This is a genomic window from Georgenia wutianyii, assembly GCF_006349365.1.
GTDB lineage: Bacteria > Actinomycetota > Actinomycetes > Actinomycetales > Actinomycetaceae > Oceanitalea > Oceanitalea wutianyii.
Genome location: NZ_CP040899.1, coordinates 2895470 through 2909083 on the forward strand (window position 1 = coordinate 2895470; position 13614 = coordinate 2909083).

Sequence of the window (13614 nt, forward strand, 5' to 3'; positions counted from 1 at the left end):
GGGCCTCCCCGATACCGCCGCAGGTGCCCGAGGCGGTTTGCTGGTCACATGAACGGTCAGAGTGCACCGCACACCCCGCCCCCTCCCTCGTCCCCCGCCGCCGGGTTCTTCGACTCCGTGCGCCGCCTGGGCATCTGGCGCACGCCGGACCGCTGGGTGGGCGGCGTCGCCGCCGGCATCGGCCACCGCTACGGGCTCGACCCGCTGCTCGTGCGCGGCTTCTTCGTCGTCGTCAGCCTCTTCGGCGGCCTCGGCCTCGTCCTGTACGGCGTGGCCTGGGCGCTGCTGCCCGAGTCCTCCGACGGCCGCATCCACCTCGAGCAGGCGGTGCGGGGCCACTTCGACATCGCCCTCGCCGGGGCGGCCGCCGCGGTCATCGTCGGCCTCAGCCGCCCGGTGTTCTGGTGGAGCGGCGCGTGGTGGACGGTGCCGTGGGTGATCATCGTCGGCGTCGTCGTCGCCGTGGTGCTGCTGGGCCGTGAGGGCGGCACGCGGGCACCGTCGGGCGGGCCGCCCGCCGGCGGGCCGGTCCCGCCCCCGCCGCCCCCTGCGTCTCCGGCCTCCCCGGCCTCCCCGGACGCGACGACGCCCGGTACCGACCTCGTGCCCGGTCCTTGGGCCGCCGCCGCGCCGCACCCGGCCTACGACGTCCGCGAGGACGTCGACGCCCCCACCGTGCGCCCCGTGGACGCCACCCCGGCGGCCGACGTCACGACCCCCCTGCCGGCCACCACTGCCACCCTGCCTGCGAGCGCCGAAGCCGCCGCCGCCGCCACGGCCCCGCTCCCCGCGCAGGACGCCGGCCCGACCACGCCCGGGGACACGACCACGACGCTGCCCGCGGTCGACAGGACCGCAGCGGACGGGACCGCGCCCGACGCCGCGGCGCCGTCCCACTCGGCCGCCTCCCCCTCGGCCGCCTCGGCCTCCGACAGCAGCAGCTCGTGGGCCGAGGCCTGGGGACTCGGCGGCACCTCCGACCCGCTGCCCGGCTCCGCACCCGGCGCCGCGCCCGGTAGTTCGTGGGGCACCGGCGCCGCCTCCGACCCCCTGCCCGGCACCACCCCCGGCGCCGCCTGGGGCACCGGCGGCGCCTCCGACCCGCTGCCCGGGTGGGGCACCGGCACCCCGCCGGTCCCCCCGGGAACCGACCGGGGCACCGGAGGTACCCCGCCGGTCCCGGTGCCCGGGCCCGGCTCGCGGGCCACGAGCCTCGTGCTCGCCCTCGCGTTCCTCACCGCGGCCGGTGTGGCGCTGGCGAACCACCAGGGCGTGCTCGACGCGAACCCGTGGCTCGTCGGCGGCGGCGCCGTCCTCGCGGTGCTCGGCGCCGGGGTCCTCGTGAGCGGCCTGCGCGGCCGCACGCAGGGCGGTCTCGGGGTGCTCGCGCTCCTCATCGCCCTCGTCATGGTGCCGACCGCCGCAGCCGCGGCCGCGCTGCCCGGCTTCGCCCGGATCGGCTCGAGCGCCACGACGTGGGCCGGGGACCCGACGTGGGTCCCGCGCACCGCGGCCGACGCCGAGCGCGGCTTCTCGCTCGTCGCCGGTGAGCTCGTCGTCGACCTCTCCGAGCTCGACACGGACACCGACGTCACCGTCCCCGCGAGCGTCACCTTCGGCAACCTGCACCTCATCGTCCCGGAAGGCGCCGACGTCACCGTCGAGGCCGCCGTCGGGGCCGGGGAGGTCGTCGGCCGGCTCGACGACGAGTGGACCGGCCCGAACCTGCCCGTGTGGGGCTCCACCCGCACCGACGACTCGCTCACCAACGGCGTCGGCATCAGGACCACCCTCGCCCGGGAGGGCGACGGCCCGCGGATCACCGTCGACGCCGAGGTCAGCTTCGGCCAGCTCTACATCGAGGAGACGTCATGAGCGACCACACCAGCGCGCACCGCACGAGCCGCGGACCGCGTGTCGGCACCATCGTCTGGGGGATCATCCTGCTCCTCCTCGGGCTCGGGGTCCTCGCCGTCGGGGCGGGGCTGACGATCGACCTCGAGGCCGCGCTCATCGGGCTGCTCGCCCTCGCGGGCGTCGGCCTCCTCGTCAAGGCGTTGGTCGCCCGCGGCGACTGAGGACGCAGGAACGCCGAGAGCCGGCCCGTTGTGCACGGGCCGGCTCTCGGCGTTGTGTGGTGCTGGAGGTCAGGCGACGGGCTCGCGGACCGGGGCCGCGGCGGGGCCGGCGGTGGCGGGGGCCTTGGCCAGCTGGTTCATGCCCAGGCCCAGGAGGACGAACAGGGCGCCGAGGCCGATGACCAGGGCGGCCACGCCGTAGGAGACGACCGAGGTGAACAGCGAGGCGCGGAGGAAGGACGCGTTCATCACGGAGGTGCGCTGCTCCTGGAGCTCGGTGTGCTCGGGGCTCCCGGGCTCGAACTCACGCATCGCGGTGCCGAGCTCGGCGTAGGTGCGGCCCTCGGTGCCGGCCAGCGCGTGGGTGTTGATGATGTCGGCCTGGGCGAACGCGGAGAACGGACCCTGCACCTCGGCGCCGGCGAGGAACGCGGCGTCGTCGGGAACGGTGATGTTCTCGGCCTTGAGCTGGCTGGTCACCATGCCCCAGGTCACGCCGCCGGCGACGATGAAGATGATGCCGGCAACGATGGCGATGATGCCGGCGAGGCGGGCGATTCCGGTGCCGCGGGTGGTGCTCATGGTGGTGGTCCCTTTCGATCGTGGCCTCGGAGGCCCCGAGGTTGTGGCCTCGCTTTCGAGGTCCTGAGGACGATCCTGGCATTCCGGATTGTCCGGTTCAGGGCCAATGGTCCCAGTACAGGCGTTTTTTACCGCACCTGACGACGTGACCTGGGACACCCGTCCGCCAGGTCGGCCGAGCTGCTGCCCACGCCCGCCCAGCGGGCCGCAGCCGCCCCTCACCCGGCCCGGGAAGGCGTGAACTGCCAGGTCAGGGGCCTGACCGCCGCCGCGGCCCGCCCGCAGGCGGTCGCCGGAGCTGACCGTTCGAGCATGCTCCGCGCACCCGTGCCGCGCGAGACCTGCCAGCACGTCCTGCCGCGTGCCCGGAATGCCCGATGCGGTGCGGCGTGTCGCGCGCGTGTCGCCGACTTGGTGGCAGGAAACGCGACGGCGGGCGCGCGAGAGTTGAGCGCGCGGGCCGCCGCCGGGGCGTCAGAGAGCCGCGCCGGCTCGCTCGTAGAGCCGCTCGCAGGCCGCGCGGACGTCGCGCCAGTCGGCCGCGGGCGGCACCGTCCGGGCATGGGCGCGCAGGCGGCCGAGGAGGTCGCGGTCCTCGGCGAGCCGGACGACGGCGTTGGTGAGGGCGGCGTCGGAGGCGGCGTCACCGAGGCCGTCGCTGCGGTCCGGGGTGAGCAGCCCGTCGACGCCGTCGGTGATGTACTCGCTGACCCCGGTGCCCCGGCCGGCGACCACCGGCAGCCCGGCGGCGCGGGCCTCGAGCCCGGCGATGCCGAAGGCCTCGAGCTGGGCGGGGGCGACGAAGACGTGCTCCTGGGCGTACCGCGCGGCGAGCTCGTCGCGGTGCAGGCCCCCGAGGAGCGAGACGACGTCCTCCAGGCGGTGGTGGCGCACGAGCGCGCGCACGCGCGTCTCCTCCGGCCCGGAGCCGATGACGGTGAGGTGGACGCGAGGTGCGCCCCCGGGCCCCGGCCCCAGCCGCCGGTGGGCCTCGGCGACGATCTCGACGAGCGGGGCCACCCGCTTGCGGGGAGCCATGCGCTGGGTGGCGACGAGCCGCAGCGGGCCGTGCTCCACGGCCGGGCCGGCGCCCGTCGGTCGCCACTCCTCGACGTCCAGGCCGTTCGGCACGACGAGGACGTCCTCGCGCCTGAGCATGCGCGCCACGCGCTCCCCCGCGACCCGGGAGACGGCGGAGACGGCCGCCCCCTCACCCGGCAGGTGGGCGAGCCGCGTCAGACCGCGGAAGCCGGTGACGAAGCCGTCGAGCATGCAGTGCCACGTGACGGCGAGCGGCACGCCCTTGAGGTGGGCAGCGACGACCCCGTCGAGAGCGAACGGGGAGACGACCCCGGCGTGGACGTGGACGACGTCGGGGCGCAACCGGGTCACCGCCTCGCGCAGGAGCCAGGTGCCGCGCGGGTTGACCGGCACCCCGAGGGTGAGCGCGGAGGCCATCCGGTGCACGCGCACGCCGGAGCCCAGCACCCGCGTGGCGCGGCGGGCGCCGTCGGCCCCCGCCGTCGCCGTCGCGACGTGGACGTCGAACCCGGCCGCGGCCTGGTGGACGGCGAGGTCGTGCACCTGCGTCTCGATCCCTCCCGTGCGGGGAGGGAAGCAGTCCGAGACGTGGAGGACCCTCATTCCCACTCGATGGTGCCCGGGGGCTTGCTCGTGACGTCGAGCACGACGCGGTTGACCTCGGGCACCTCGTTGGTGATCCGGCTGGAGATCCGGGCGAGGACCTCGTAGGGCACGCGCGACCAGTCGGCCGTCATCGCGTCCTCCGAGCTCACCGGCCGCAGCACGATCGGGTGGCCGTAGGTGCGGCCGTCACCCTGGACCCCGACCGACCGGACGTCGGCGAGCAGGACGACGGGGCACTGCCAGATGTCCCGGTCCAGGCCGGCCGCGGTGAGCTCGGCGCGGGCGATGGCGTCCGCGGCGCGCAGGACGGCGAGCCGCTCGGCGTCGACCGCGCCGACGATCCGGATGCCCAGGCCGGGGCCGGGGAAGGGCTGGCGCCACACGATGGCCTCGGGCACCCCGAGCTCCAGGCCCACGGCGCGGACCTCGTCCTTGAACAGGGTGCGCAGCGGCTCGACGAGCTCGAACTGCAGGTCCTCGGGCAGCCCGCCGACGTTGTGGTGGGACTTGATGTTCGCCGCGCCCTCACCGCCGCCGGACTCCACGACGTCGGGGTAGAGGGTGCCCTGGACGAGGAAGCGGACCTCCTCGTCGTGGCCGGCCTCCGCGACGATCTCGCGGGCGGCCGCCTCGAAGGTGCGGATGAACTCGCGGCCGATGATCTTGCGCTTGGTCTCGGGGTCGGTCACCCCGGCGAGCGCGTCGAGGAACTGCCGGCTCGCGTCGACGACCTTGAGGTTGACGCCGGTCGCGGCGACGAAGTCCTGCTCGACCTGCTCGGCCTCACCGGCGCGCAGCAGCCCGTGGTCGACGAACACGCAGGTGAGCTGGTCGCCCACGGCCTTCTGGACGAGGGCGGCGGCCACCGAGGAGTCGACGCCGCCGGACAGCCCGCAGATGACGCGCGCGTCGCCGACCTGCGCGCGGATCGCGGCGACCTGCTCGGCGATGACGTTGCCCGCGGTCCACGTCGGCTGCAGACCCGCGCCGTCGTAGAGGAAGCGCTCGAGCGCGGCCTGGCCGAAGTCGGAGTGGCGGACCTCGGGGTGCCACTGCATCCCGAAGAGGCGCCGCTCGCGGTCCTCGAAGGCCGCGACCGGCGCGCCCGGGGAGGTGGCGAGGACGGAGAAGCCCTCGGGGGCCTGCTGGACGGCGTCCCCGTGGCTCATCCACACCTGCTGGTGCTCGGGCGTGCCCTCGAGGAGGGTGCCGGCGGCGCACAGCTCGACGACGGTCGCGCCGTACTCGCGGTCACCGGTGCGCGCGACGCTGCCACCGAGCGCCGAAGCCATGGCCTGGAAGCCGTAGCAGATGCCGAGGACGGGCACGCCGGCCGCGAAGAGCTCGGGGTCCACGCCGGGGGCGTCCTCGGCGTACACCGAGGCGGGGCCGCCGGACAGGATGATCGCCGCGGGGTCCTTGGCGAGGATGCGGTCCACCGGCAGGGTGTGGGGGACGATCTCGGAGTACACCCCGGCCTCCCGCACCCGGCGGGCGATGAGCTGGGCGTACTGGGCGCCGAAGTCGACGACGAGGACGGGGCGGGGCGTAGCGGCCCGCTCGGCTGTGGTGGGGGCGTCGGTCATGCTCACCGGGCCAGCGTAGACGCGGGGCGCGACACGACGCGCGGGAGGTCCGTCGCGAACCACGACGCCGCGCGGTGCTCCATGACGAAGGACAGCACCGGGACGACGCCGGCGACGACGAGGGCGGCCATCCGGCCCAGGCCCCAGCGCATCGTCGACCAGAGGTTGAAGACGCTCACGAGGTAGACGACGTAGATCCAGCCGTGGGCGAAAGGGATCCAGGCGATCCACGACGTGACGTCGGGCCCCACCTGGACGAGGTAGACGAGCACCATCTCGACGACGAGCAGGAGGAGCATCACACCTGTGACGAATGCCATGACCTGGTAGAACCGCCAGGCTCCTCTCGCCTTGCGCTCTCGCTCGGCGCGCAGCGCCGTGCCCGGTCCTGCCGCGGTCTCCGTGGACTCCTCGCTCACTTCTCCTCCTCCGTTGCCCGCCTCTACGGGTCGGCCCCAGTGTCTCAGGAGCGCCGGGCACGGCGGAAAACAGGCTGAGGACGCGCGGCGCGCCGACGTAGGCTCGACGCCGTGCTCGACGTCCCGACCGGCCACCCCGGCCACCCCTCCCTCCGGTCCCCGACGGCGTACCTCCTGTGGACCGGCCGCGGCGCATGGCGCACCCTCGTCGTCGCCTGCCTGCTCACCTCTGCCGTCTCGCTCGCCGGCGCGGCGGTCCCGCTGCTCCTGGGCCTCGCGCTCGACGCGGGCCTGGAGGACGGCGTGTCCGCCCGGCTGCTGTGGCTCGCCCTCGCCCTCGTGGCCGTCGGCCTGTTCAGCGCCGTCGCCACGAGCCTGGGCCACGCCGCCGAGGTCGGCGGGTGGCTGCACGGCTCCTTCACCACCACCCGCCTCGTCGGCCACCACGTGAGCCGCACGGGCCCGGCGATCGGTGAGGAGCTGCCCACCGGCGAGGTCGTCAGCGCCGTCGCCCACGACTCCTTCCAGGTCGGCAACGTCCTGGAGATGCTGCCCGCCTTCGTCGGCGGGCTCGCGGGCTACCTCGCGGTCACCCTCTACATGCTCCAGCAGTCCCCGAGCCTCGGGATCGTCGTCGCGCTCGGGCTGCCGCTCGTCACCGTCGTCGTCTCCTTCCTCATCCGCCCCCTCCAGGCGCGGCAGAAGGAGCAGCGCGACGCCACCGGGCGCCTCGCGACGCTCGCCACCGACACCGTCTCCGGCCTGCGGATCCTGCGCGGGATCGGCGGCGAGGAGGTCTTCGCCGAGCGGTACCGCGCCCAGTCCCAGCGGGTGCGCGCGGCCGGCGTGCGGGTCGCCGGCCTGTCCTCGGTGCTCGAGGCGCTCCAGGTGCTCCTGCCCGGCCTGTTCGTCGCGTGCGTCGTGTGGCTCGGGGCGCGCCAGACGATCGAGGGCACCATCACCCCCGGCCAGCTCGTCACCTTCTACGGGTTCACCGCGTTCCTCTCCGAGCCGCTGCGCTGGGTCACCCAGTTCCTCAACTTCTTCACCCGCGCCCGCGTCGCCGCCCGCAAGATCATCGGCGTGCTCTCCGTGACGCCGGAGGCGGGCAGCCTCGCCGAGTCCGAGGCCGCCGACTCCCTGCCCGTGCCGGTCGTGCCCACGACGCCGGGCCGGCTCGTCGACGAGACCTCGGGCGTGGAGCCGGTGCCCGGCGGGCTCACCGCCGTCGTCACCACCCGCCCCGGGGAGGGCGAGGCCCTCGCCGCGCGCCTCGGGCGCCTCGACGACCGCTCTGCCGGCTCGGTCCTCCTCGACGGCGTACCCCTGGGCGACCTGCCGCTCGCCGAGGTCCGCCGCCGCGTCGTCGTCGCCTCCTCCGCGCCGCAGCTGTTCACCGGCACGCTGCGCAGCGCGCTCGACGCGCGCGCCGACGGGATCGAGGACGCGGCGCTCCTGCGCGCCCTCGAGGCGGCCGACGCCCACGACGTCCTCGAGTCCCTCCCCGAGGGCCTGGACGGCGCGATCACCGAGAAGGGCCGCTCCCTGTCCGGCGGCCAGCGGCAGCGCGTCGCGCTCGCCCGCGCGCTGCTCACCGAGGCACAGGTGCTCGTCCTCGTCGAGCCGACCAGCGCCGTCGACGCCCACACCGAGGCGCGGATCGCCCAGCGGACCGCGGCCTACCGCCGCGGGCGCACGACCGTCGTCCTCACCGCCTCCCCGCTCGTCCTGGAGCAGGCCGACGAGGTCGTCCTGCTCGACGACGGCGTCGTCCGCTCCCGCGGCCGGCACCGCGACCTGCTCGCCCGCGCCGCGTCCGGCGACCCTGACGCACAGGCCTACCACGACGTCGTCGGCCGCTCCCTCGCCCCCTCGGAGGTGGTCTGATGCAGCTGCCCGTCGCCGACAACCGGCGCGTGCGCGCGTTCGCCGGGCGCCTGCTGCGCACCCACCGGCGCCCGCTCGCCGTCGTCGTCCTCCTCCAGGCGCTGGCCGCCGTCGCCGCGCTCGCCCTGCCGTGGATGCTCGGCGGGCTCGTCGACGCCGTCGCCCAGGGCACCACGCGCCGGTACGTCGACACCGTCGCGCTGTGGCTCGTCGGGGTGGTCCTCGTGCAGTCGGTCGTCACCCGGTACGCCCAGCGCAGCGCGATGCTGCTCGGCGAGGAGGTCTTCGCCGGGCTGCGCGAGCGCTTCCTCCTCGGGGTCACGCACCTGCCGCTGTCGACCGTCGAGCGCGCCGGCACCGGCGACCTCCTCGGCCGCACGACCAACGACATCGACCGCGTCCAGTGGGCGGTGCGCTTCGGCGTGCCCCGCCTCCTCGTGACGTCGACGACGATCCTCCTCACCTTCGGCGCCGCGCTCCTCGCCGCGCCGCTCGTCGCGCTCGCGATGCTCGTCGGCGTGCCCGTGCTCGTCCTCGCCACCCGCCGCTACCTCAAGCGCTCGGCGCCGGCCTACCGCGCGAACGCCGCCGCCTACGCCGACCTCAACGGCGTGCTCACCGAGTCCGCGGAGCACGCGGCCACGGTCGACGCCCTCTCCCTGGGCGCGGTCCGCCGCGAGCAGGCGGACGCCGCCGTCGCCGAGGCGTGGACCTGGGAGACCGTCACCCTGAAGCTGCGGATGTCGGTCTTCTTCTGGACCGTGCTCTCCTTCTCGCTGCCGGTCGCCGCCGTCGTCGTGTGGGGCGGGTACCTCACCGGCGCCGGTCTCACGACGATCGGCGCGGTCACCACGGTGGCGCTGTACGTCATCCAGGTCCGCGGGCCGCTGTTCGAGCTGCTCATGTGGGTCGACGAGGTGCAGGTCGCGACCGCGAGCCTCGCCCGCATCGTCGGCATCGAGCTCATCGCGCCCGACCGTGAGCCCGGCACCGCCCGGCCCGCCAGCGAGGACGTCCGCGCCGAGGAGGTGCGTTACGCCTACCGCGAGGGCGAGGACGTGCTCCACGGCATCGACCTCACGCTCGCCCCCGGGGAGCGGCTCGCCATCGTCGGCCCCTCGGGCGCGGGCAAGTCGACCTTCGGGCGGATGCTCGCCGGCATCCACCCGCCCACCGGGGGCCGGGTGACCGTCGGGGGCGTCCCGCTCGTCGACCTGCCCGAGGACGAGCTGCGCCGTCACGTCGCACTCGTCACCCAGGAGCACCACGTCTTCGTCGGGACCGTCGCGGACAACCTGCGACTGGCCCGCCACGACGCGGCGGAGGCCGACCTCGTCCGCGCGCTCGCCGCGGTGGACGCCGCCGAGTGGGTGGCCGCGCTGCCGCAGGGCCTGCACACCGAGGTGGGCTCGGGCGGGCTCACGCTCACCCCGGCCCAGGCCCAGCAGCTCGCCCTCGCCCGGCTCGTCCTGCTCGACCCGCACACCCTCGTCCTCGACGAGGCGACGTCGCTGCTCGACCCCCGCGCGGCGCGCCACCTCGAGCGCTCCCTGTCGGCGCTGCTCACCGGCCGGACCGTGGTGGCGATCGCCCACCGCCTCCACACGGCGCACGACGCCGACCGCGTCGCGGTCATGGAGGACGGCCGCATCGCCGAGATCGGCCCGCACGAGGCCCTCGTCGCCGCCGGCGGCGAGTACGCGGCCCTCTGGGAGTCCTGGCAGCAGGAGTGACGGGGGCGGCGGGCACTCCCCCGCCGCCCGCTCGGCGCGGGCACCGGGCGCCTGACGGGTGCCGCTGCCGGGGCGCCCCGCCCGTTTTTCTGCCACCACGTCGGCGACACGCCCGCGACACGCCGCGCCGAACCGGGCAGAACGGTCCCGACGCGGCACTTGGTGGCAGATTCCGCACGCCCGGCCGTGCCCTCGCGCGCCAGCGCGCACCCCGCGCCCCGCGGCGGCGCGGTCAGTTCGCGGGCGGCTCGGGCGGCGGAGCGGCGACCCGGACGGCCTCGACGAGCCGGCGCTCGCGGACGTCGTCGCGCAGCACCTTGAGCCAGAAGACGACGGCGAACAGGGCGAAGGCCCACCACTCGACGGCGTAGGCGAGGCTCTGGAGGTTGGGGTCGGCGTCGAGCCCCTCCACCGGCGACGGCGCCGGGGACAGGCCCTGCTGCGCAGGCTCCTCGAGCACGAGGTAGGCGCTGTACATCGGCGTGCCCCACTCCTGGGCGAGCTCACCGGCGCTGATCCCGCCGGCGAAGCCCTCGGGCAGGCCGGCCTGCCCGGCGGCCTCGGAGTCGCTGAGCATCCCGACGACCTCGATCCGGCCGGCCGGCGGCGGTGGCGCGGTGACCCGCACTCCCCCGCCCGCCTCGAGCAGCTCGGTCACGGCCCCGGGGAACCAGCCGCGGAGCACCGGCATGATCGCACCGTCGTGCGGGCCACCCTCGACGTGGAACGCGGTGACGACGAGCGTCGCCTCCTCCCCCTCGACCTCCCGGCCCGGCACGAGAACCTGCTGGGCGGCGTCGAACCGTCCCTCGAGGGACACCCGACGGCCGAAGTGCCCAGCGGTGAAGGCGGTCTGCGGCGCGAGCACGTCCTCCAGCGGCACGGCGGGCGCGGCGAGCAGCTCCTCGCGGGTGGCCTCCAGCGTGCGCTCCCCCCGGATCCCTGCCCGCTCGAGCTGCCAGAACCCCAGCTGCGTGCACACGCCGGCGACGACGGCCACGACGAGCAGCAGGACGAGCATCCGGCGGCTGGTCGCCGCCCGCAGCCAGTCGCGCGACCCGGGACGCCGCGTGGAGGTGGACACGGCTCCAGGGTAGTTCGGCGCGCTCTCCGGTGGCTGCAGGGCCGGGGAGCAGCGAGGCTGGGTGTGACGACCGACACAGGGAGCAAGCCATGACCACTCTCGACGTCCCCGCGGTGTGGCGCCGGCGCAGCCGGCAGGGTCCAGACGAGGCGACCATCGACCGCATCGACGCGTGGTGGCGCGCCGCCAACTACCTGTCCGTCGGGCAGATCTACCTGCTGGACAACCCGCTGCTGCGCGAACCGCTGCACACCGACCACGTGAAGCCTCGACTGCTCGGCCACTGGGGCACGACGCCGGGGCTGAACTTCCTCTACGCCCACGCCAACCGGGCCATCCAGGACCGCGAGCAGCCGATGCTCTACATCGCCGGACCGGGCCACGGCGGCCCGGGACTCGTGGCGAACACCTACCTCGAAGGCACGTACTCCGAGGTGTACTCCGACGTCACCCAGGACGTCGAGGGCATGCGCCGGCTCTTCCGCCAGTTCTCCTTCCCCGGCGGCATCCCCTCGCACGTCGCACCCGAGACGCCGGGGTCGATCCACGAGGGCGGCGAGCTCGGCTACGCCCTCTCCCACGCCTACGGCGCCGTGCTCGACAACCCCGACCTGCTCGTCCTCGCCGTCGTGGGCGACGGCGAGGCGGAGACCGGTCCGCTCGCCGCGAGCTGGCACTCCAACAAGTTCGTCAACCCGCGCACCGACGGCGTCGTCCTTCCCGTCCTGCACCTCAACGGGTTCAAGATCGCCAACCCGACGGTCCTCGCCCGCATCGGCGACGACGAGCTCACCGACCTCATGCGCGGCTACGGCCACCACCCCTACGTCTTCACCGCCGGCTTCGACGACGAGGAGCCGGTCTCGATCCACGCCCGGTTCGCCGCGCTGCTCGACGAGGTCCTCGACGAGATCGCCGACATCAAGCAGCGCGCCGCGCAGACCGACCCGGAGGAGCTCGAGCGGCCCAGCTGGCCGATGATCGCCATGCGCACGCCGAAGGGCTGGACGTGCCCTAAGGTCATCGACGGCCACCAGGTCGAGGGCTCGTGGCGCGCCCACCAGGTGCCCCTCGCCAGCGCCCGCGACACCCCCGAGCACCTGCGCACCCTCGAGGACTGGATGCGCAGCTACCGGCCCGAGGAGCTCTTCGACGCCGACGGCCGGCTCGTCGGGGAGGTCGCCGCGCTCGCCCCGGTGGGCCACCTGCGGATGAGCGACAACCCGAGCACCAACGGCGGCATCCTCCTGCGCGACCTGCGCCTGCCCGACGTCACGGACTTCGCCGTCGACGTGCCGGTGCCCGGCGGCGTCGTCAGCGAGTCCACCCGCGTGCTCGGCGAGTGGCTCACCGAGGTCATCCGCCGCAACCCCGACAACTTCCGGCTCTTCGGGCCGGACGAGGTGGCCTCCAACCGGCTCCAGGCGGTCTACGAGGTCACCGCCAAGCAGTGGAACGCCGAGATCATCGCGACCGACCGCGACGACCACCTCGCCCGCGTCGGGCGCGTCATGGAGACGCTGTCGGAGCACCAGTGCCAGGGCTGGCTCGAGGGCTACCTGCTCACCGGCCGCCACGGCCTGTTCACCTCCTACGAGGCGTTCATCCACATCGTCGACTCGATGGTCAACCAGCACCTCAAGTGGCTCAAGGTCACCGACGAGCTCAGCTGGCGCCGGCCGATCGCCTCGCTGAACTACCTGCTGAGCTCGCACGTGTGGCGACAGGACCACAACGGCTTCTCCCACCAGGACCCGGGCTTCATCGACCACGTCGTCAACAAGGGCGCCGACGTCGTGCGCGTCTACCTGCCGCCGGACACCAACACGCTGCTCGCCACCTACGACCACGTCATGCGCACCCGCCAGTACGTCAACGTCGTCGTCGCCGGCAAGCAGCCCGGGCCGGACTTCCTCACGATGGAGCAGGCGCAGGACCACTGCCAGCGCGGCCTGGGCATCTGGGAGTGGGCGGGCAGCGAGGAGGAGGGCACCGAGCCCGACGTCGTCCTCGCCTGCGCAGGTGACGTGCCCACCCTCGAGGTGCTCGCCGCGGCGAGCCTGCTCCGCGAGCACCTGCCCGAGCTCAGGGTGCGGGTGGTCAACGTCGTGGACCTCATGCGGCTGCAGGACGAGCAGGAGCACCCGCACGGCCTCAGCGACCGCGCCTTCGACACGCTCTTCACCCGCGACCGCCCGGTCGTCTTCGCCTACCACGGCTACCCGTGGCTCATCCACCGGCTCACCTACCGGCGCACCAACCACTCCAACATCCACGTGCGGGGGTACAAGGAGGAGGGCACGACGACGACGCCGTTCGACATGGTCATGCTCAACGACCTCGACCGCTACCACCTCGTCATCGACGTCATCGACCAGGTGCCCGGGCTCGGGGCGCGCCACGCGGGACTGCGCCAGCGGATGGCCGACGCACGGCTGGCCGCCCGCCGCTACACCCGCCTGCACGGCATCGACATGCCCGAGGTCGCCGCGTGGCAGTGGTCCGATGCCGGGGAGACGGGGACGCAGGACGCCGGCCCGCAGCACGACACGGGAGGGGACAACGAGTGACCGGACGTGTCCGGACACACAGGGCGAA

Annotated in this window: 10 protein-coding genes; 5 read left to right on the forward strand and 5 right to left on the reverse strand. The window is 74.6% G+C overall.

Annotated elements, in window-relative coordinates:
• Positions 1 to 48 precede the first annotated feature (48 nt).
• Together FE251_RS15880 and FE251_RS12770 are read left to right on the forward strand one after the other, a co-directional pair.
• Positions 49 to 1875, forward strand: a complete 1827-nt coding sequence (locus FE251_RS15880; protein WP_230976429.1) for a PspC domain-containing protein — start codon at positions 49 to 51, stop codon at positions 1873 to 1875.
• The gene (locus tag FE251_RS12770) at positions 1872 to 2078 is read left to right on the forward strand and encodes a hypothetical protein (protein ID WP_139948987.1); all 207 of its coding nucleotides are present in this window, start codon (positions 1872 to 1874) and stop codon (positions 2076 to 2078) included. Before FE251_RS15880 ends, FE251_RS12770 begins: the two co-directional genes overlap by 4 nt.
• Before the next feature lie 69 nt (positions 2079 to 2147).
• Here FE251_RS12770 and FE251_RS12775 read toward each other — a convergent pair whose 3' ends face one another.
• The 4 genes from FE251_RS12775 to FE251_RS12790 form a co-directional block, all read right to left on the reverse strand.
• Positions 2148 to 2660: an aromatic ring-opening dioxygenase LigA gene (locus FE251_RS12775; protein WP_139071234.1), complete on the reverse strand. Its 513-nt coding sequence runs from the start codon at positions 2658 to 2660 to the stop codon at positions 2148 to 2150.
• Between the two features lie 474 nt (positions 2661 to 3134).
• Positions 3135 to 4304 carry a glycosyltransferase family 4 protein gene (locus FE251_RS12780; RefSeq protein ID WP_139071233.1) on the reverse strand — a complete coding sequence of 390 codons (1170 nt, stop codon included), beginning with the start codon at positions 4302 to 4304 and terminating at the stop codon, positions 3135 to 3137.
• Entirely contained in the window at positions 4301 to 5893 is a 1593-nt protein-coding gene (gene guaA, locus FE251_RS12785; protein WP_139071270.1) for a glutamine-hydrolyzing GMP synthase, read from the reverse strand. Before guaA ends, FE251_RS12780 begins: the two co-directional genes overlap by 4 nt.
• A 2-nt stretch (positions 5894 to 5895) precedes the next feature.
• Complete coding sequence (locus FE251_RS12790; RefSeq protein ID WP_230976430.1) at positions 5896 to 6312, reverse strand: DUF3817 domain-containing protein; 417 nt, start codon at positions 6310 to 6312, stop codon at positions 5896 to 5898.
• Positions 6313 to 6423: 111 nt separating this feature from the next.
• On the opposite strand from FE251_RS12790, the gene FE251_RS12795 reads away from it, so the two are divergent.
• Complete coding sequence (locus FE251_RS12795; protein WP_139948988.1) at positions 6424 to 8199, forward strand: ABC transporter ATP-binding protein; 1776 nt, start codon at positions 6424 to 6426, stop codon at positions 8197 to 8199.
• On the forward strand, positions 8199 to 9932 hold the full coding sequence (locus FE251_RS12800; RefSeq protein ID WP_139948989.1) for an ABC transporter ATP-binding protein: 1734 nt from the start codon (positions 8199 to 8201) through the stop codon (positions 9930 to 9932). Before FE251_RS12795 ends, FE251_RS12800 begins: the two co-directional genes overlap by 1 nt.
• Positions 9933 to 10164: 232 nt before the next feature.
• Here the strand turns inward: FE251_RS12800 and FE251_RS12805 are convergent, their stop codons facing one another.
• Complete coding sequence (locus FE251_RS12805) at positions 10165 to 11016, reverse strand: SURF1 family protein (protein ID WP_139948990.1); 852 nt, start codon at positions 11014 to 11016, stop codon at positions 10165 to 10167.
• 89 nt (positions 11017 to 11105) lie between these two features.
• Here FE251_RS12805 and FE251_RS12810 point away from each other — a divergent pair, with 89 nt between their 5' ends.
• The gene (locus tag FE251_RS12810; protein ID WP_139948991.1) at positions 11106 to 13586 is read left to right on the forward strand and encodes a phosphoketolase family protein; all 2481 of its coding nucleotides are present in this window, start codon (positions 11106 to 11108) and stop codon (positions 13584 to 13586) included.
• The last annotated feature ends 28 nt before the right edge of the window (positions 13587 to 13614 follow it).